The following is a 19,544-nucleotide window of genomic DNA, read 5'->3' on the forward strand; positions in this document are numbered from 1 at the left end:
TCCATCAAAATTTATTTCCAAATTCGATGTTCTAATACTCGTTTTTTAATTTCAGGATAGAGGTCAATTTTAAATTCGGGCTCTTTTCCTTCTTTTAATTGACGCTGATAGTCTTTCATTAACTTCCACACAATCGGGGAAAGTAAAACGATCGCGACTAAGTTAATAATTGCCATCACAGCCATCACAGTGTCAGCAAAATTCCACACAACATTACCTGATTTTACTGAACCAAAATAAACGAAGAATAATACCGATAAACGGAATGCCCATACAAACCAAGGTTTATTTTTAATAAAGCGAATGTTACTTTCCGCGTAAGCATAGTTACCGATAATAGAGGAATAAGCGAAAAGCAATAAGATGAAAGCCAAGAAGTGTACGCCAAACTCCCCAACATGATAACGCAATGCGTTTTGCGTTAAGGAAATACTTTTCAGTGTTTCGCTGCCATAGTTATCAGAAAGCAGGATAATCACCGCCGTACAAGTACAGACGATCATGGTATCTACAAACACACCAAGCATTTGCACTAAGCCTTGACTAACTGGATGTTTTACGTGAGCGGCAGCCGCTGCATTTGGTGCAGAGCCCATCCCCGCTTCATTAGAGAATAATCCACGTTTAATCCCCATCATCATGGCTTTGGAGACTAAAGCACCAAACATACCACCTGCGGCTGATTGGAAAGTAAAAGCACTTTTATAAATATTAGCTATTACCGTCGGAATCATATCAATATGCATACCTAAGATAATTACCGCCATGATTAAATAAAAGAGTGCCATCATCGGTACTACGCTACTAGAAATGGTCGCAATACGTTTTACGCCACCGAAAATAATTGCAGCAGTTAATACCACTAAAACAAGACCAACATATTCACCTTGCCAATTCCAAGCATTTTTGGTTGCTTCCACAATTGAGTTTGCTTGTACTGAATTAAATGCAAAACCAAAGGTAAAAATCAATGATAGGGCAAACGCTACTGCTAGCCAACGAGATTTTAAACCTTGTGTAATATAGTAGGCTGGGCCACCACGGAAAGAGCCATCTTTATCTTGAATTTTGAATACCTGTGCTAAAGTCGATTCTGCAAAAGCACTCGACATACCAATAAATGCCGTTAGCCACATCCAGAATACTGCACCTTCGCCACCAAGTGCAATGGCTGTTGCTACACCACTGATATTACCCACACCAACTCGACTCGCGAGTCCCGTTGCAAACGCTTGGAATGGCGTTAAAGAATTACCTTCTGCTGCACGTCCAAACCACATTTCACGAATACTTGTAGGGAAAAGACGTAACTGCACTAACCCTGTAGTAATGGTAAAAAATAGACCTACACCTAATAAAATAACAATGGTGATATTCCATAATGGCTCATCAAAATGTTCGATAACCCATGTTAATCCCTGTTCAATCCAGTTTCCCAATTCTGTCAGCATAAAAACCTCACTTAAAAAACCCATATTCTGATTGTAAATAGACAAAAGAAAAAATCCAGTTTTCTTAAAGAAAAACTGGATTCTTATCCTATAATATAAAATTTATTCAAATTTTCACTGTATTTTTAGATTAAATCTATTCACAGTTTAAAAATAATGCTGCAGCTCCACGAACACCACCGGAATCACCATGTTTTGCTTTTTTAATTGGTGGCACTTTCGCACTACGCATTAAATGAGCGGGTAATGCTTTTGGTAAGGCTTCATAAAGATAATCAAAATTCGATAAACCACCACCAAGCACAATCATATGCGGATCAAATGCCGTGATAATATTGCCAATAGAAATCGCCGCTAATTCAACAAAAATACGAACAAAATCAACCGCACTTTCCTCTTTCGCATAAAAGCGATCGATAATCTCTTTGGCTGATAACTCTTCCCCTTTTAAATCACGGTACAACATTTCAAAGCCGCGACCAGAAATATACGTATCTAAACAAGCCTGATTGCCACAACCACATTGGTAAATTGGCGCTTTATCCCAGCCTAATAATTTTAAGGCATGATAATTTAATTGAAGGTGGCCTAACTCCCCTGCCATCCCGACTTGTCCTGAGTGAATTTTGCCATTAATTACAAAACCACCACCAAAGCCTGTCCCCAAAATAAGCCCTAATACAGAAGGATATTGAGTATTTTCCTCATCACAAGCTTCCGAGAGCGCAAAACAATTTGCATCATTTTCTGCTCGCACCTCACGATCTAAAACGCGTTCAAGATCGGCTAAAATCGGCTTATTATCTGCAACACGAATATTCGTCACTTCAGCAAGCCCGGTTGTTAAATTAACAAATCCTGGCAAGCCTAAACCTACAGTGCCTTTTTCACCAAAGTGGGCATCAGCACGTTCTACTAGCGTTTTGATCGCCTGTAACCAATCTTGATAATCTGTTTGTGGCGTTGGCACGCGCTCGGTATAAAGCTTTTCTAATTTTGCATTAAAAGCAGCTAATTCAATCTTTGTGCCACCGATATCAATACCGTAATACATATTGTCTCCTCAAAGAGCGGTCAAAATTGTTGGAATATCTGGGCTGTATTTTCCTTGAAATCAAAATGAAAATCCATGATAAAAATCATATTTTCTACAAGCAATAAAAAAGACCGGCTTTATCACTAAAACCGGTCTTTAATGCTATTTATTGTTAAACAAACCTTTCTTCTGTAAGAAACCAAAAATAATCAAATGAACAATCCATGCCGAAATTATCGCCACAAATAAATCGATAGGATAATGCATTCCAAGGCGCACACGACTAATCAACATTAATACGCCCCAAATTGTCATGGCACCAATAAGTAATTCGGCTTTAAAAGAACGCTTCCCTAATAATTGGCTAAATCCGACGGCTAACATAAGCCAAGTGGCGGCAAAAATAGAATGACCAGATGGGAAGGAATAACCTGTTTCATCTTCATAATGGGCTTTCAACCAGGCTGGTGTATCCGCTTGTGTAGAATAAAATTTATCCACTAATTTTGCACGTTCTGAACGATCTTGATGATAAAAAGCATCCGTCGTACTTTCTGTTTTTTCCGCTAAATAGACGGTAAAAGGACGCGGCTCGGCAAAAACCGTTTTTAAACCTGTTTTAATTACTTGTGTGGATAATACGGACAAGCCCATTACAATCACGCCCATAATCCATTGTTTACGATTTTCAAAAAGAAAACGGAAAAGTAAAGCAAACACACCACAGGTAATTAAAGCGTAAGGCACGCTACCGGTTTCGGTTAAAAGATAAAGCCAATAATCCCATTCCATTAATTGGTTGTTTCCATGCCAATGATAAGCAAAACCCCAAACAAAAAATGGTACAAGACAAAGGAATAACGTATATAATGACAGCCTTTTAAACATTGTTGCCTCTTGATAATAAAAATAAAGTGCATATTTTAGCAGAATAAAGTTGAAAAAGGATAAGTTATGTCAAAAATCCAACTGGTTGCTCAAGCCAATTTGCCTACCGAATATGGTATATTTAAAATGGTCGGATTTGAATTTCCCGATACAAAAAAAGAACATGTCGCTTTAGTAATGGGTGATATTTCAAACCAAGATGAGCCTGTGCTTGCCCGCATTCATTCTGAATGCTTAACGGGTGATGCATTACACAGTTTAAAATGTGATTGTGGTTTCCAGCTTGCCGCCGCATTACGTCAAATTAGCGAAGCGGGTCGTGGTGTGTTGATCTATCATCGTGAAGAAGGCCGTGGCATTGGTCTAATTAATAAAATTCGTGCTTATTCATTACAAGATCAAGGCATGGATACTATTGAAGCCAACCTTGCATTAGGTTTTAAAGCCGATGAACGTAACTTTAATGTGTGTGCCGATATGTTTGAATTATTAGGTGTGAAGCAAGTTCGCTTGATGACAAACAACCCGCAAAAAGTAGAAACCATGAAAAAAGCGGGCATTAATATTGTAGAACGTGTGCCATTAAATGTGGGTGAAAATCGTTACAATACGAAATATCTTGATACTAAAGCGAAAAAAATGGGCCATTATATTGTGCATAATAATGAAGAACATTTAATGACTTGCCCACATTGCCAAGAAGAAGTGATTTAAATAAAAAAGCCATACAACTGTATGGCTTTTCTTTTATCAAAACAATTATTGATTAACGCCCCAATGACGAGTGTCTTTATCAAATTTCATGCCTGAATGGGATCCTTCCGAACCATTAAAATAAACGTCTTTATTTGCGCAAGCTGAAATTACTAGTGCACCGATAACAATAAGAATTAATTTTTTCATTGTGTTTACCTTTTTTAAAACTAACTTACCAAAATTGTATCACAACTTTCCTCGTTTTTTCCTGCTTAAATTAGTCCTTTTCTTGCAAAATTTATCTTTGACTTCTACAATACCGCCTCATTTTTAACTTGTAGTTCGCAAACCTCCTACATAAAAAAACTAGGTATCCTATGAATATTTCAAATCCTAATCACAATCGTAAAGCCCTCGTAATCTTCTCTGGTGGACAAGATTCCACAACCTGTTTAATTCAAGCTATTGCCGAATATGGCGTAGAAAATGTGGAAACAGTTACCTTTCAATATGGCCAACGTCACGCTATAGAATTAGAAAAAGCCCGTTGGATCGCCAAAGATCTCGGCGTAAAACAAACGTTGATTGATACGTCTGTCATCAAATCCATTACCCATAATGCCCTAATGGATGCAAATGCAGATATTGAACAAAAAGACGGTGAATTACCGAACACCTTTGTGGATGGCCGCAATGCGCTCTTCTTATTGTATGCCGCGATTTACGCAAAAGGCCAAGATATTAATGACATTATCACGGGCGTATGTGAAACAGATTTCAGTGGCTATCCCGATTGTCGCGATGTGTTTATCAAATCCATGAATGTCACCCTTAATTTAGCCATGGATTATCCGTTCAATTTAAAAACACCGTTAATGTATCTTACCAAAGCACAAACTTGGGCATTAGCTGATGAATTAGGTGCGTTAGATTATATTCGCCATCACACTCATACTTGTTACGAAGGTGTTGAAGGTGGCTGCGGGGAATGCCCAAGCTGCAAATTGAGAGATAAAGGCTTGCTGGAATATTTAGCCACAAAAGTAAAAGCTTAGTATCGAGATAATTTAACCCATAACAGATTTAATAGGTTCAAATGAATCCAAAGTGCGGTCAAAATTCACGTCAAATTTTGACCGCACTTTTACTTGATATAGTATCCTTATCTTTTCTCATCTTTGATTTTATAAACGCGTCATTTTTTGATAAAATCACGCCAATTTTTTATAAATAAGTAACTAATTTTAAAAATGACTACAAATTATTCCGCTCAAGAAATTACGGTTCTGAAAGATCTCGAACCGGTGCAAATTCGCCCCGGCATGTACACGGACACGACTCGTCCAAATCATCTTGCTCAAGAAGTTATCGATAACAGTGTGGATGAAGCCCTTGCGGGTTTTGCCACCAAAGTTGAAGTAATTTTACATGCTGATCAATCGCTTGAAGTTATTGATAATGGCCGTGGAATGCCAGTGGATATTCACCCAACTGAAGGAGTTTCTGGTGTCGAAGTGATCTTAACTAAACTTCACGCTGGCGGTAAATTCTCGAATAAAAACTATGAATTTGCCGGTGGTTTACATGGGGTGGGAATTTCTGTCGTCAATGCCCTTTCTGAACGCGTTGATATTCAAGTTAAACGTAACGGCGAAGTATATAAAATTGCTTTTGAAAATGGCGTAAAAGTAGAAGAATTAGAAGTCATCGGAACTTGTGGCAGACGTACAACCGGTACCACCGTTCACTTCAAACCAAACCCAAAATATTTTGATAGCAAGAATTTTTCTGTCAGCCGTTTACGCCACTTATTGCGTGCTAAAGCCGTGCTTTGTTCAGGCTTAGAAATTAAATTTGTCGATAAAGTGAATAACACCGAAGATGTATGGTGTTATCAAGATGGTTTATCCGATTACTTAACCGAAGCAGTGAATGGTTTTGAAACCTTGCCTGAAAAACCTTTTGTCGGCGAGTTTAAAGGCTCCAAAGAAGCCGTAAGCTGGGCATTATTATGGTTGCCAGAAGGTGGTGAGCTTATTGCAGAAAGCTATGTAAACTTGATTCCAACAGTACAAGGCGGAACACACGTGAATGGTCTTCGCCAAGGTTTGCTCAATGCCATGACTGAATATTGCGAATTCCGCAATAAATTACCACGTGGCGTGAAATTAACTGCAGACGACATTTGGGATCGCTGTGCTTATATTCTTTCACTGAAAATGCAAGATGCTCAATTTGCTGGCCAAACAAAAGAACGTTTATCTTCCCGTCAAAGTGCGGTCTTTGTTGCGGGTGTTTTAAAAGATGCCTTTAGTTTATGGTTGAATCAAAACGTACAGGATGCAGATCGCTTAGCTGAAATGGCGATCAGTTCTGCACAACGTCGTCTGAATGCAGCCAAAAAAGTCGTGCGTAAAAAATTAGTGAGTGGTCCTGCTCTACCAGGTAAATTAGCCGATTGTGCATCACAAAATTTAGAAAAAACCGAATTATTCTTAGTAGAGGGTGACTCTGCGGGTGGATCGGCCAAACAGGCGCGAGATCGTGAATATCAAGCGATCCTGCCGTTACGTGGAAAAATCTTAAATACTTGGGAAGTCGCCAGTGATCAAGTGCTTGGTTCAACGGAAATTCATGATATTGCTGTGGCGCTTGGTATCGATCCTGATAATGAAGACTTATCTCAACTTCGTTACGGGAAAGTCTGTATTTTAGCCGATGCGGACTCTGATGGTTTGCATATCGCCACCCTACTCTGTGCCCTCTTTTTACGTCACTTCCCTAAATTGGTTCAAGATGGACACGTTTATGTGGCAATGCCACCACTCTATCGTATCGACTTAGGTAAAGAAGTCTTTTATGCCCTCGATGAAAACGAAAAAGAAGCAATTTTAGAACGCTTAAAAGGTAAAAAAGGCACTTTAAACGTACAACGATTCAAAGGTTTAGGTGAAATGGATCCATCACAATTACGTGAAACCACCATGGATCCGAATACACGCCGTTTAGTTCAATTAACCTATGAGCTAGGCGAAGATCAAGGCGCGGAAACATTAGAATTAATGGATATGTTACTTGCCAAAAAACGAGCGGAAGATCGCAAAAATTGGTTACAAACCAATGGCGACCAAGTGGATTTAGCTGTTTAATTATTTGAGGTCAATCATGAACGAACAACGTCGAGATTTTTTTAAAAACAGTGCACTAGGCCTAGCAACAATTACATTAGGTGCTGGTTTAAGCCTTATTCCGTCTGCTCAAGCAGAAGAAAAAGCCTCAAATACAGCAACCACTGCAGTTGAGAATTTACCAGAGATTGAAGCTGAACTGACGCTTGCGCCAAATGTGCCAAAACCGATTGAGCGTAACTATCCAGCAAAAGTCGTGGTAAAACTGACCGCACTTGAGCAAATTATGGATTTAATGGATGGTGTGCAATTTAAATTTTGGACATTAAATGGTAGCGTGCCTGCGCCGTTTATTCGTGTGCGTGAAGGCGATATGGTGGAAGTGCAACTTTCCAACTCAGCGAGTTCAATGATGCCGCACAGTATCGATTTTCATGCTGCCGCTGTGCCAATGGGGGGCGCTATCGCAAGTGAAACGCCACCAACGCGTACATCAACCTTCCAATTTAGAGCATTGCGTTCGGGCATTTATTTGTACCACTGTGGCAGCCAACCTGTAGATATTCACCTTGCTAAAGGGATGTATGGTTTAGTTTTAGTTGAGCCAAAAGAAGGCTTACCAAAAGTGGATCGCGAATTTTACATTATGCAAAGTGAATTCTATACCAAAGGTGAATTTGGTGATCCTGGTTTGCAACCATTCAGTATGCAAAAAGCCATTGATGAACGCCCTGAATACGTTCTCTTCAACGGTAAAGTCGGTGCAACTATGAATGGAAATGCCTTAAAAGCAAAAACCGGTGAAACCATTCGTCTATTTGTAGGAAATGCAGGACCAAATTTATGCTCTTCTTTCCACTTAATTGGTGCCGTATTTGATAATGTGTATGTGGAAGGCGGTACGCTTGTTAATCATAATGTTCAAACTACCCTGATTCCATCCGGCAGTGCCACCATGGTGGAAACACGAATTGATGTACCTGGCACTTATGTCTTTATGGATCACTCGATTTTCCGTGCTGTAAATAAAGGCACAATGGGACAAATCGTGGTCGAAGGCGAAAAAAATCCGAATATTTATTCCGGAAAACTAAAAGACGAAGCCTTTAAAGAAGCCAATCCACAAAAACCACAACCTGTTCCTTACGAAATTGATAGTCATAAAGGAATGGATATGGGACATTCTCATCATGAACATTCTGATGCGAGTTCCGGTGCAACAAGAAAATAGATTAGAAGAATATGAGCAATATTAACTACGAAGGCATCGAGCAGATGCCACTTCGCACCTTTACAGAAAAGGCTTACCTTAATTATTCAATGTACGTCATCATGGATCGTGCATTGCCTTTTATTGGCGATGGCTTAAAGCCTGTTCAGCGCCGTATTGTCTATGCGATGTCTGAACTGGGTTTAAATGCTGCAGCGAAATTTAAAAAATCTGCGCGTACAGTCGGTGATGTGTTAGGTAAATTCCATCCACACGGCGACTCCGCCTGTTATGAAGCCATGGTATTAATGGCTCAGCCCTTTTCTTACCGTTATCCGTTAGTGGATGGGCAAGGAAACTGGGGGGCACCAGATGATCCTAAATCATTCGCCGCAATGCGTTATACGGAGTCTCGCCTGTCCAAAATTTCTGAAATTCTATTATCTGAATTAGGCCAAGGCACCGTTGATTTCCAACCAAACTTTGATGGCACTTTAGAAGAACCACAATATTTGCCTGCACGTTTACCTCATATTCTGTTAAACGGCACCACCGGAATTGCCGTCGGGATGGCAACCGATATTCCACCACACAATATTAATGAAGTGGCGGATGCAGCGGTCCTGCTATTAGATAATCCAAAAGCAGGATTAGATGATGTACTCAATATCATTCAAGGCCCTGATTTCCCAACTGAAGCGGAAATTATTTCGCCAAAAGATGATATTCGTAAAATGTATGAAACCGGTCGTGGTTCCATCAAGATGCGAGCAACATGGCATAAAGAAGACGGTGAAATCATCATCAGCGCACTTCCTCATCAATCTTCACCCTCTAAAATCATTGCACAAATCGCTGAGCAAATGACGGCGAAAAAATTGCCAATGGTGGAAGATATTCGTGATGAAGCAGATTACGAAAACCCTGTGCGTATCGTGCTTGTGCCACGTTCAAATCGCGTTGACACGGATGCCTTAATGGCGCATTTATTTGCGACGACGGATCTCGAAAAAAGCTATCGTGTGAATATGAATATGATCGGGCTTGATCATAAACCTGCCGTGAAAGGCTTACTTCAAGTTCTTACCGAATGGCTGACATTCCGTCGTACAACAGTAACGCGTCGTTTACAACATCGTTTAGATAAAGTACTCGCTCGTTTACACATTTTAGACGGTTTGATGATTGCCTTCCTCAATATTGATGAAGTGATTGAAATTATTCGTACTGAAGATGAACCTAAACAAGTTTTAATGGCTCGCTTTAACTTAAGTGATGAACAAGCAGAAGCCATTTTAAACTTACGTTTACGCCATTTAGCCAAATTAGAAGAACATCAATTACAAGCTGAAAAAGATAAACTCGAAGAAGAGCGGTCAAATTTAGAGTTAATTTTAGGATCTGAACGTCGCTTAAATACCTTGATCAAAAAAGAAATTCAAGAAGATGCGAAAAAATACGCCAGCCCTAGAATGTCTCAATTAGTTGAGCGTGAAGAAGCGAAAGCCATTTCTGAAAGTGAAATGATCCCAGCAGAACCCGTTACCGTTATTTTATCTGAAATGGGCTGGGTACGCTGTGCAAAAGGTCATGACATTGATCCAGCAGGATTAAGCTATAAAGCAGGCGATAAATATCTCGCGCACGCTTGCGGTAAAAGTAATCAGCCAGTAATCTTTATTGATAGTACTGGTCGTAGTTATGCTTTAGATCCATTAAGCTTACCTTCTGCGCGTTCACAAGGTGAACCGCTCACTGGTAAACTCACATTACCGGCCGGTGCAACCATTGAACAGGTTATTATGGAACCTGAAAAACAAGAATTATTGATGGCATCAGATGCAGGATACGGTTTTATTTGCAAATTTGAAGATTTAATTGCACGTAATAAAGCTGGAAAAGCCTTGATTTCTTTGCCAGAAAATGCGAAAGTCTTGAAACCTGAGAAACTTTCCGAGTCGGCCTCACTTCTTGTGTCCCTCACTTCAGCGGGTCGAATGCTGATTTTTCCGGTACGGGATTTACCGGCATTATCAAAAGGGAAAGGCAACAAAATCATCAGTATTCCAGCAGCGAATGCAAAAGCGCGGTCAGAATTATTGGTGAAATTGTTCTTAATTTCAGAGCAAGCCAGCCTTGAGTTCCATTCCGGTAAACGAAAAATCACATTAAAACCGGAAGATCTGCAAAAATTCCGTGCGGAACGCGGCAGAAAAGGCTCCCAATTACCACGTGGATTACATAGTAATGTTGACATTGTGGTGGTTGAACCTGAACACAACTCATAAGAATTCTCGAAACCAAACTAAATAGGAGGATATTTCGTGAATATTGTTTTTGATACCTATCAAACACTTGCTTTAGCAAGTTTTGTATTATTACTCGGTTTTTTTCTAGTAAAACGCATTCGAGTTTTACAAACATTTAATATCCCTGAGCCTGTCGTTGGCGGCTTTATTGTGGCTATTGCATTAACCATTTTATACAAAGTAAATGGCACTTCATTCACTTTTGAGAAAAGCTTACAAACATCTATGATGTTGGTATTCTTCTCCTCTATCGGTTTAAGTGCAAACTTTGCTCGCTTAATTAAAGGCGGAAAACCATTAGTTATCTTCCTATTGGCGGCAGGAATACTCATTGTTTGCCAAAATGTCATCGGTATTTTAGGAACTCAATTATTAGGCATTGATCCTGCTTACGGCTTACTTGCTGGTTCAGTTACCCTAACCGGTGGTCATGGTACAGGTGCGGCATGGGCAGAAACATTCACTAAAGAATTTAATCTACCGGCTGCGACAGAAATCGCCATGGCATGTGCCACATTCGGTTTAGTCTTTGGTGGTATCTTAGGTGGTCCAGTATCTCGTTATTTATTAAATCATCAAAAACAAGGTGAGAACCCAGAAAATGATGAAGTAGATGACGTACAAGAAGCATTTGAGCACCCAACTTATAAACGTAAAATCAATGCGCGTTCAATCATTGAAACCATCGCTATGCTTTCTTTATGTTTACTCATTGGTCAATACTTAGATGGCTTAACAAAAGGTACTCACATTCAATTACCTACATTCGTATGGTGTTTGTTTACAGGCGTAATCATTCGCAACAGCTTAACCCACTTATTCAAATTCCAAGTGGCTGATTCAGCGATTGACGTATTAGGTAGCGTAGGTTTATCTATCTTCTTAGCGATTGCTTTAATGTCTCTCAAACTTTGGGAATTAGCAGGTCTTGCAACAGATGTATTAGTTATCTTAGCGGTTCAAGTTGTCTTCATGGCTTTCTTCGCTATCTACGTCACATACCGTATGATGGGTAAAGATTATGATGCGATTGTATTAAGTGCGGGTCACTGTGGTTTCGGTCTCGGCGCAACACCAACAGCCGTTGCTAACATGCAAGCGATTACCAGTCGTTTCGGACCATCTCACAAAGCGTTCTTAATCGTACCAATGGTAGGGGCATTCTTTATCGACTTATTAAATGCCGGTATCTTAAAAATGTTCTTAAGCGTTGTTGAAGCGCTTCACTAATAAAACGTGAAAAAGAAAGGCTGACATTTGTCAGCCTTTTTATTTACTTGCTACTCAGTAAGCCTCTTCACTAAATCCATCACAAATTCTAACCGCTCTTTGTTTTCTGGAAGGGCTTTTACAAACTTAAATTTTAATGGTCCATCAAAGCGATAAACAATTGGATTTTGTTGAATTAATTTGATGAATTTTTCTGGATCAACTTTTGCTGAAGGAGAGAATTCAATAAAGCCACCTTGAGCCCCTGCATCAATTTTCAGTACTTTTAATGGTTTCACCATTAAACGCATTTCAGCAATTTGTAAAAGGTTTTTAGTTGCTTCAGGTAATAGGCCAAAGCGATCGATTAATTCAACTTTTAATTCATCTAACTCTTGTTTACTTTCCGCTGCAGCAATGCGTTTATAGAACGACAAACGCATATTCACATCGCCAAGATAATCATCTGGCAATAGTGCTGGAACGCGTAACTCAATTTCTGCTTGTTGATGCGTAATCTCTTCTAATGAAGGCTCTCTGCCCTCTTTTAAGGCTTTCACTGCCGCATCAAGTAATTCCATATAAAGTGAGAAACCGATGCTTTCAATTTGCCCACTTTGTTCATTCCCTAATAATTCACCGGCACCGCGAATTTCTAAATCATGCGTCGCAAGAATGAAACCTGCGCCTAAGTTATCTAAACTTTCTAATGCCTCTAAACGACGTTTCGCATCTTTCGTCATTAATTTCGGCGGAGGTGTAAGCAAATAGGCATAAGCTTGGTGGTGAGAACGCCCTACTCGACCACGCAACTGGTGAAGCTGAGCTAAACCAAAATTATCTGCACGTTCAATAATAATCGTATTTGCCGTTGGTACATCAATTCCTGTTTCAATAATGGTGGAACAGACTAATACGTTATAACGTTGATGATAAAAATCACTCATCACGCGTTCAAGTTCACGTTCTCGCATTTGACCATGACCAATCACGACGCGAGCTTCTGGTACAAGTGCGGTCAGTTTTTCTGCTGTATTTTCAATACTCGCCACATCATTATGCAAATAATAAACTTGCCCACCACGTAAAATTTCACGCAGGATGGCTTCACGAATAATTAAATCATCTTTCTGGCGAACAAATGTTTTGATACTCACTCGGCGAGCCGGCGGTGTCGCAATAATAGAAAGATCGCGAATACCATTCATCGCCATATTCAAAGTGCGAGGAATTGGTGTTGCGGTAAGCGTTAAAATATCAATATTCGCTCGAAGTTGTTTAATTTTCTCTTTTTGTCCCACTCCAAAGCGATGTTCTTCATCGATGATGAGTAAGCCAAGATCCGAAAACTTCACATCAGATTGAATCAATTTATGAGTGCCAATCAGAATATCGACTTTTCCTTCGGCTAAATTTTCTAAGATTTGTTTTTGCTCTTTAGCTGTTTTAAAGCGAGAAAGCACTTCCACATTAACCGGAAGATTAGCAAAACGATCTTTAAAATTCTCGTAATGCTGTTGAGCTAACAATGTTGTCGGAACCAATACGGCAACTTGTTTATGGTTCATGACCGCCAAAAATGCTGCACGCATCGCCACTTCAGTCTTTCCAAAGCCCACATCACCACAAACCAAACGATCCATCGCCTTGGGTTGGCACATATCCGAAATGACAGCATTAATCGCCATAGCTTGATCGTGTGTTTCTTCAAAAGGGAAGGTTGCTGCGAATTGCTGGAACTCCTCACGATCATATTTAAATTCAAAGCCTTTTTTTACTTCTCGTTGGGCATATACATCAAGTAATTCAGCTGCCACATCACGAATTTTTTCTGCAGCCTTTTGACGCGTTTTCACCCACGATTCATTACCTAATTTATGTAATGGTGCGGTTTCATCTGAGCCGCCTACATAGCGACTAATTAAATGAAGAGAACCTACAGGCACATAAAGTTTGGACTCATTCGCATAATTGATCAGCAAATATTCTGCTTTTAAGCCTCCAGTATCAAGCGTAACTAACCCACCATAACGCCCCACACCATGATCTAAATGCACCACAGGCTGACCAATTTTTAATTCTGCCAGATTACGCACTAAGGTATCTGGATTCACCGCCTTACGTTTATCACGCTGACGTTGCTGTACCCGCTCACCTAAAATTTCATGTTCAGTAATGACGGCTAATTTAGCCTCATCAAGAATAAAACCTTGCTCAAGACGACTTACCCAAAGATTAAACTTGTCTTTATTTGTGTCAGATAAGGTTTTAATCTGTTTAGGTTTAATTTTTAATGGTGAAAGCAAATCTACTAAAGTTTCACGACGTCCTTCAGTCTCAACTGAAAATAAAACATTTCCTCTGAAATGTTCAATAAACTGTCGAAGTTGCGATAACGGTTCTTTTTGCTGTGATTGAATGGTCACTGCTGGTAATACAGACACCGCTAAATTTTTCTGACGAACAGATGACCGCACTTTTTCTGCTTTGAAATTAATTTTAGGGTAATTTTTTAATGCATGATTTACTGCATCAATACTTAACCACAATCGTTCTGGCGGCAAAAGAGGACGCATCGGGTCAACTTTTCGATGCTCATAACGCTGTTTGGCATCAAGATAAAAACGTTCACCTTGTGCTTGATTTGTTTCCATATCCACAAACAACGTTTTTTCGGGCAAGTAATCAAACAACGTTGCCATTTCATCAAAGAATAACGGTTGCCAATATTCAATCCCTGAAATTAATGTACCTTTACTGATTTGCTGATAAATATGCTCAGGATCACGACGAATTTCACCAAAGGTTTCTCTAAATTGTGTACGGAAAAATTCAATGCCTTTCTCATCTGTTGGAAATTCGTGAGCTGGTAATAAATTAATGGATTGAATTTCATCTAACGTTCGTTGCGTATCGACATCAAAAGTACGAATCGAATCAATTTCATCATCAAAAAAATCTAAGCGAAATGGAACTGCACTTCCCATTGGGAAAAGATCTAAAAGTGATCCGCGCACAGCATATTCACCATGTTCTAGTACTTGCTCTACGGAACGATATCCTGCTGACTCTAATTGTAATCGCAATTTTTCAATGACAAGACGGTCGCCTTTTTTAATCAAAAGGACATTGTGCTGTAGATATTTCGGCGGGCACACACGTTGCATTAATGTGCTAATCGGTAAAACAAAGATACCTTTTTTAGTATTTTGCAAATGAAATAGCGCACTTAAACGAGAAGAAATAATTTCTTGATGAGGGGAAAAAGAATCATAAGGCAACGTTTCCCAATCAGGAAAAAACTGAACGGGCTGAGAAGTTAAATCTGGTAAAACTTGTGATAAACGAACCGCACTTTTGGTATCCGGTGTCACAACCACCGTCAATCCATCGTATTGCTCTGCAAGTTCACTAACAGCAAGTGCATCTGCACTCGCTAATACATTGCCAAGAATTTTATGGTCATTGGGCTGAGTTGGAATATCAAAATTAAAATAGGTTGTTTTCATAAGTGCGGTCAATTTTTATCTCATTTTTGCGTGAATAGCTGATTAGTTTAGCAAATCCACTCTACTTTTCAATATTTATCTGTATAAAAAAACAGGGCTTGATTAACCCTGTTTTCTTTCATTTTTTGAGTGGTTCTAGTGGTTTCTCTTTTTTTACCTTACCATCATCATCAAATTCAATGCGTGGCATACAACCTCGACAACTACCTTTATCTAAACCAAGCTCACTGCAAAATTTATTGTATTCATCTACCGCTTTACGGAACCAACCTTTTTTTTCTTGTTCGCTCATTTTGCCTCCTTTTTTAATTTTTGTGCAATTTCCGAACGTAATAATTTTAACCCATTTTTCTTATTATAGGGTACCTGTTTTGTGATGAAATAATCTCTCATTAAAGGGCAATCTTTTTCATCTAAATTCATTAAAAATCGACGAATTGCCGGCAAAGCGGAAGCTAAAGTGCGGTGAAAATAAGCAAAATTTTTTAAGCTTAGCCAGTCTTCGTCAATCAATTCCCAATCTACTGATGTGATATTAAATTCCTGAACGAGCGGATGGAAAGACAAAGGTATATTCCGTTGAAAAGATTGTGTTGCTTCTTTTTCTAATTCAATGCCTTGTGTAGAAAGCCCTTTTAGAGCGATAGCTGAATAACAACCACTACTTGCCTCTAAATGCTCGCCTAAATGAACAAGAGAAAAACCACATTTCTGCCAAAATTGAGCCAGCTCTTTGGTATAACCAAAACTCACTGATAAATAATCCACACTGGCATTTTGTGTGATATATTCAATGAGTTGTGTACCAATACCATGCTGCTGCCACATAGGCTGAACCGTAATTCTCGAAATACGTAAAGAATGCAATTCACAAGCCTTTTGTTGTTGAGCATGAAAACAAAGTGCTTGCGGGACAAGATTACCTTTAGGTCGTCTAGTTCCTTGTTGAATCGCTTCAATGAGGGCTGAATCTTCAATCCCGCCTTCTTTTAATGACCAAACTGCCCCTAGTAAATTTCGCTCACTTTCAGCGGTAAAAAAACACTGTGAATTAGCATCAAACAATCGTCGTAGATCTAATTGTGATGTACGATAATGAGCTAATGTCATTAAGCCATAGAATTGAGACAATGAAGAAAGTATTTTCTCTTGTGAGCGTTCAGTAATTTGGCATATTTTGCTTTTATCGTATGGTGTTTGCTTAAACTCATCCTCTACATTCAATAATAAAAGCTCATCGATAAACGCCTCTAAAGCGTCATCTTTCGACCAACGTAGCGGTTCAATAAGCTCAAAGTCAGAAAAAGTGCGGTTAATTTTTTGCTTAAATTTAAGCTCAAAGCCTCGTCCTGTTCCCTCATAACTATGGATGGTTGTCGTAAATAAAATATGCTTAAAATGCTGGGAAAAAGCGCTAAGTTGAGCAATCGGCAGCATTGCCGCCTCATCAACAAAAAGCCAAGCATTTTCAGAAAAAGAAGGATCATTTTGCAAAGCAAGGAAAAGCTCATCTGGTGCAATAAAGATAATCTCTTTTTGTGAAAATTCAGCCAAAATTTTAACCGCACTTTTATTCGGTGCGGTGAGGTAAATTTTAGTATCCAGTTGATTCGCTAATAAGCCTGCTAGAGCTGATTTCCCTCTTCCTCGTTTGGCAGTAAGAAAGTAGAGCTCGGATTCTTTTTGTAAGATTTGCTCAATGATTTTCTGCTGATCTAAGGTCGCGTTATGATTTACAAATAACTGCTGAGAAGTGCGGTCAAATTTTAAATCATTTTGATGATAAAGGACGGGAAAACCATATTTATGAATACAATACTTAAAATATGTCATAAATCTTGGCGTAGCAATTGCCTCAATCGAACCTGACCAACGAAGACTATCTTCATCTATTTGAGAATGAAGCTCCCCCCAATTTGATAGCAAGACAATTAAGGTGCCATTCATTTTCAATGTACCAGCTGCAATAGCGAGCGCCTCTAAATGGATACCTTTCCGTGCATCAAACAAGATCGTCTCAAACTCTTGTCCAAGAAGATTTTGAATTTTAGAAAACTCATTAATGATCAAGGTATTTGCCGGCAAATTAGACGGCATATTCTCACTGACTAAAATTTGAAAATGACGTGTCATGAATTATTTTTCTAAATAGGCTTCCAATTCAGCTAAATTTTGAGGCCATTCATTACTGAGTTGCTTTATCCATGAAGCAATATCGGATGTCCAATTTGGTAGTGAGGTGTCTTGAGCCTGTTTTGCGATATTTTGAACATTAACAAGTCCCACCGATGCAGCTGCACCTTTAATTTTATGTGCGACATCTGACACCGTTTGTTGCATATCTGAGTTTACAAGATAATCGTCATAGGCTGTTTCTAATTCATCTAAATAAATCGGCATCCATTGTTTAAATAAATCAACATTAGCTTTAGCTTGAGATTTTCCGATTAACTCAATAAGTGAAATATTGATGCCTTCTTGAACCTGAGGAGGTTCTTCTTCATCAGAGATACATTCAATATCATCGCCTAAAAAAGTTTTAAAGCACTGACGTAATTCAACCAAAGAAAGTGGCTTGCGTAACACACCATCCATTCCCTGCTCTTGATATTCTTCTTCGCTGTGCATCACGTTCGCTGTAAAGGCAATTAAAGGTGGGAGAAAATCATAAATCCCTTCTTCGTAGTTTTTACGTAGATAGTATGCAATATCAAAACCTGACATATCTGGCAACTTAATATCAAGAAAAACAATATCATAAGTATTTTTCTCAAATAATTGGATAGCCTGTTCACCATTCATCGCAACATCAACATAATGGCCTTGCTTTTCAAGAATACTTTTGGCCACAACCACATTCAATTCAACGTCTTCTACTAATAAAATAGAAAGATGCTGCATGGCTTTTTCAGCATTACCATCATGAGCCTGAGCTTTTTCTGCAATGATCGTTAAGTAAAAGGTTGAACCTTTTTCCAGTTCACTCTCAACCGTTAAATCCCCTTTCATTAATTGAGCTAAATTCTTAGAAATTGCAAGACCAATGCCACTTCCCGCAGAACGATGAATATTATCTTTAACCTGATAGTACATGGTAAAAATCTTATCTAATTCGCAAGGTGCAATTCCTGCCCCCGTATCAGTAACACTAAATTGATACTGATTATCTTGCATTTTCTGCACCCTTAAAATAACGTCACCTTTGTCTGTGAATTTGACGGCATTACTAATTAAATTCCAAAGAATTTGGCTAAGGCGAGCACGATCGAGATAAAGCCAATTAGGTAAATTATCATCCAGCTTTAAAGAGAATTTTAGCCCCTTTTGCTCCGCCATCAAGGTACCAAAATTATAGAAATCATTAAGTAGTGAATGGAAATCGCAAGGCTGGATATTTAATTCAATACGCTTAGAGTCGATCTTATCTAAATCAATAATATCACTAAAAATATGGCCTAAACTGACAGCACTTAGATTAATTGTATTGAGGTAATTTTGTTGTTGTTCTGTTAATTTATCATCCAATAAAATTCGGCTTAGACCAATGATTCCATTTAAAGGCGTACGTAATTCATGGCTAATCGTTGCAAGTAAGGTACTTTTATCACGGCTATTTTTTTCTAATCTAGCAAGCGTTTTAGAGAGTTCTAAACGGGAACGTTCTAGTCGTTCAACAAGTAGCGTAAAGAAATAGATAACAAAAGGAGCAGTAAATAAACCAAAAGTGATCGACCGAGCTATGTCACTCCAGTGAATACCATCACTAAGGAGCGTGCTTAATAAGATTTGTATACAGATAGCTAAAATCGCAAGAATAGCGATACCAAGTAAAGAGAAACGAACTCGACCTAATCGAATAACCCAATCAACATAACGTTGCGCAAAATATCTAAAGTTTTTCATGGTTTATATTGAGAAATAAAAATTGAGATCATTCTATATAATTTTTAATAAAAATCTATAAACAAAAACCCCAAGCCATTCAGCTCGGGGTTCTACATTCAGTACCTGGCGGTGTCCTACTCTCACATGGGGAAGCCCCACACTACCATCGGCGCATCGGCGTTTCACTTCTGAGTTCGGTATGGGGTCAGGTGGGACCACCGCT

Annotated in this window: 14 protein-coding genes, 1 rRNA gene and 1 riboswitch; of the genes, 6 read left to right on the forward strand and 9 right to left on the reverse strand. The window is 39.0% G+C overall.

The window, feature by feature from the left end; all coding sequences use genetic code 11:
• Positions 1-11: 11 nt before the first annotated feature.
• From DPV81_RS08700 to DPV81_RS08710, 3 genes are all read right to left on the reverse strand, one after another.
• Positions 12-1,451, reverse strand: a complete 1,440-nt coding sequence (locus tag DPV81_RS08700) for an alanine/glycine:cation symporter family protein (protein ID WP_111387927.1) — start codon at positions 1,449-1,451, stop codon at positions 12-14.
• Positions 1,452-1,587: 136 nt separating this feature from the next.
• Positions 1,588-2,505, reverse strand: a complete 918-nt coding sequence (gene nagK, locus DPV81_RS08705; protein WP_111387929.1) for an N-acetylglucosamine kinase — start codon at positions 2,503-2,505, stop codon at positions 1,588-1,590.
• Between the two features lie 144 nt (positions 2,506-2,649).
• Positions 2,650-3,375 carry a phosphatase PAP2 family protein gene (locus DPV81_RS08710; protein ID WP_049365786.1) on the reverse strand — a complete coding sequence of 242 codons (726 nt, stop codon included), beginning with the start codon at positions 3,373-3,375 and terminating at the stop codon, positions 2,650-2,652.
• Between the two features lie 66 nt (positions 3,376-3,441).
• Here DPV81_RS08710 and ribA point away from each other — a divergent pair, with 66 nt between their 5' ends.
• Positions 3,442-4,089 (forward strand): GTP cyclohydrolase II, encoded by a 648-nt coding sequence (gene ribA, locus DPV81_RS08715; RefSeq protein WP_005696347.1) that lies wholly within the window; start codon positions 3,442-3,444, stop codon positions 4,087-4,089.
• A gap of 45 nt (positions 4,090-4,134) precedes the next feature.
• Here the strand turns inward: ribA and DPV81_RS08720 are convergent, their stop codons facing one another.
• Complete coding sequence (locus tag DPV81_RS08720) at positions 4,135-4,278, reverse strand: hypothetical protein (RefSeq protein ID WP_014065561.1); 144 nt, start codon at positions 4,276-4,278, stop codon at positions 4,135-4,137.
• A 124-nt stretch (positions 4,279-4,402) separates the two neighbouring features.
• Positions 4,403-4,447, forward strand: a riboswitch (PreQ1 riboswitch).
• A gap of 1 nt (position 4,448) precedes the next feature.
• Between DPV81_RS08720 and queC the strand changes: the two genes are divergently transcribed.
• From queC to gltS, 5 genes are all read left to right on the forward strand, one after another.
• The gene (queC, locus tag DPV81_RS08725) at positions 4,449-5,126 is read left to right on the forward strand and encodes a 7-cyano-7-deazaguanine synthase QueC (protein ID WP_049383981.1); all 678 of its coding nucleotides are present in this window, start codon (positions 4,449-4,451) and stop codon (positions 5,124-5,126) included.
• A gap of 195 nt (positions 5,127-5,321) precedes the next feature.
• Positions 5,322-7,220 carry a DNA topoisomerase IV subunit B gene (gene parE, locus DPV81_RS08730; RefSeq protein ID WP_111387931.1) on the forward strand — a complete coding sequence of 633 codons (1,899 nt, stop codon included), beginning with the start codon at positions 5,322-5,324 and terminating at the stop codon, positions 7,218-7,220.
• Positions 7,221-7,236: 16 nt separating this feature from the next.
• Positions 7,237-8,430, forward strand: coding sequence for a copper-containing nitrite reductase (gene nirK, locus DPV81_RS08735; RefSeq protein ID WP_111387933.1), 1,194 nt, complete (start codon positions 7,237-7,239; stop codon positions 8,428-8,430).
• A gap of 11 nt (positions 8,431-8,441) precedes the next feature.
• Complete coding sequence (parC, locus tag DPV81_RS08740; protein WP_111387935.1) at positions 8,442-10,697, forward strand: DNA topoisomerase IV subunit A; 2,256 nt, start codon at positions 8,442-8,444, stop codon at positions 10,695-10,697.
• 36 nt (positions 10,698-10,733) lie between these two features.
• Positions 10,734-11,948, forward strand: coding sequence for a sodium/glutamate symporter (gene gltS / locus DPV81_RS08745; RefSeq protein ID WP_070775263.1), 1,215 nt, complete (start codon positions 10,734-10,736; stop codon positions 11,946-11,948).
• 50 nt (positions 11,949-11,998) lie between these two features.
• Here gltS and mfd read toward each other — a convergent pair whose 3' ends face one another.
• The 5 genes from mfd to rrf form a co-directional block, all read right to left on the reverse strand.
• Positions 11,999-15,436 (reverse strand): transcription-repair coupling factor, encoded by a 3,438-nt coding sequence (gene mfd, locus DPV81_RS08750; protein ID WP_111387945.1) that lies wholly within the window; start codon positions 15,434-15,436, stop codon positions 11,999-12,001.
• A 118-nt stretch (positions 15,437-15,554) separates the two neighbouring features.
• The gene (locus DPV81_RS09420; protein WP_014065161.1) at positions 15,555-15,728 is read right to left on the reverse strand and encodes a DUF5363 family protein; all 174 of its coding nucleotides are present in this window, start codon (positions 15,726-15,728) and stop codon (positions 15,555-15,557) included.
• Positions 15,725-17,569, reverse strand: a complete 1,845-nt coding sequence (locus DPV81_RS08755; protein ID WP_207930108.1) for a tRNA(Met) cytidine acetyltransferase TmcA — start codon at positions 17,567-17,569, stop codon at positions 15,725-15,727. Before DPV81_RS08755 ends, DPV81_RS09420 begins: the two co-directional genes overlap by 4 nt.
• A 3-nt stretch (positions 17,570-17,572) precedes the next feature.
• The gene (locus tag DPV81_RS08760; RefSeq protein WP_111387937.1) at positions 17,573-19,339 is read right to left on the reverse strand and encodes an ATP-binding protein; all 1,767 of its coding nucleotides are present in this window, start codon (positions 19,337-19,339) and stop codon (positions 17,573-17,575) included.
• A gap of 103 nt (positions 19,340-19,442) precedes the next feature.
• Positions 19,443-19,544: ribosomal RNA gene (gene rrf / locus DPV81_RS08765) — 5S ribosomal RNA — on the reverse strand; the annotation flags it as partial.

This window comes from Haemophilus parainfluenzae, assembly GCF_003252795.1.
GTDB lineage: Bacteria > Pseudomonadota > Gammaproteobacteria > Enterobacterales > Pasteurellaceae > Haemophilus_D > Haemophilus_D parainfluenzae_K.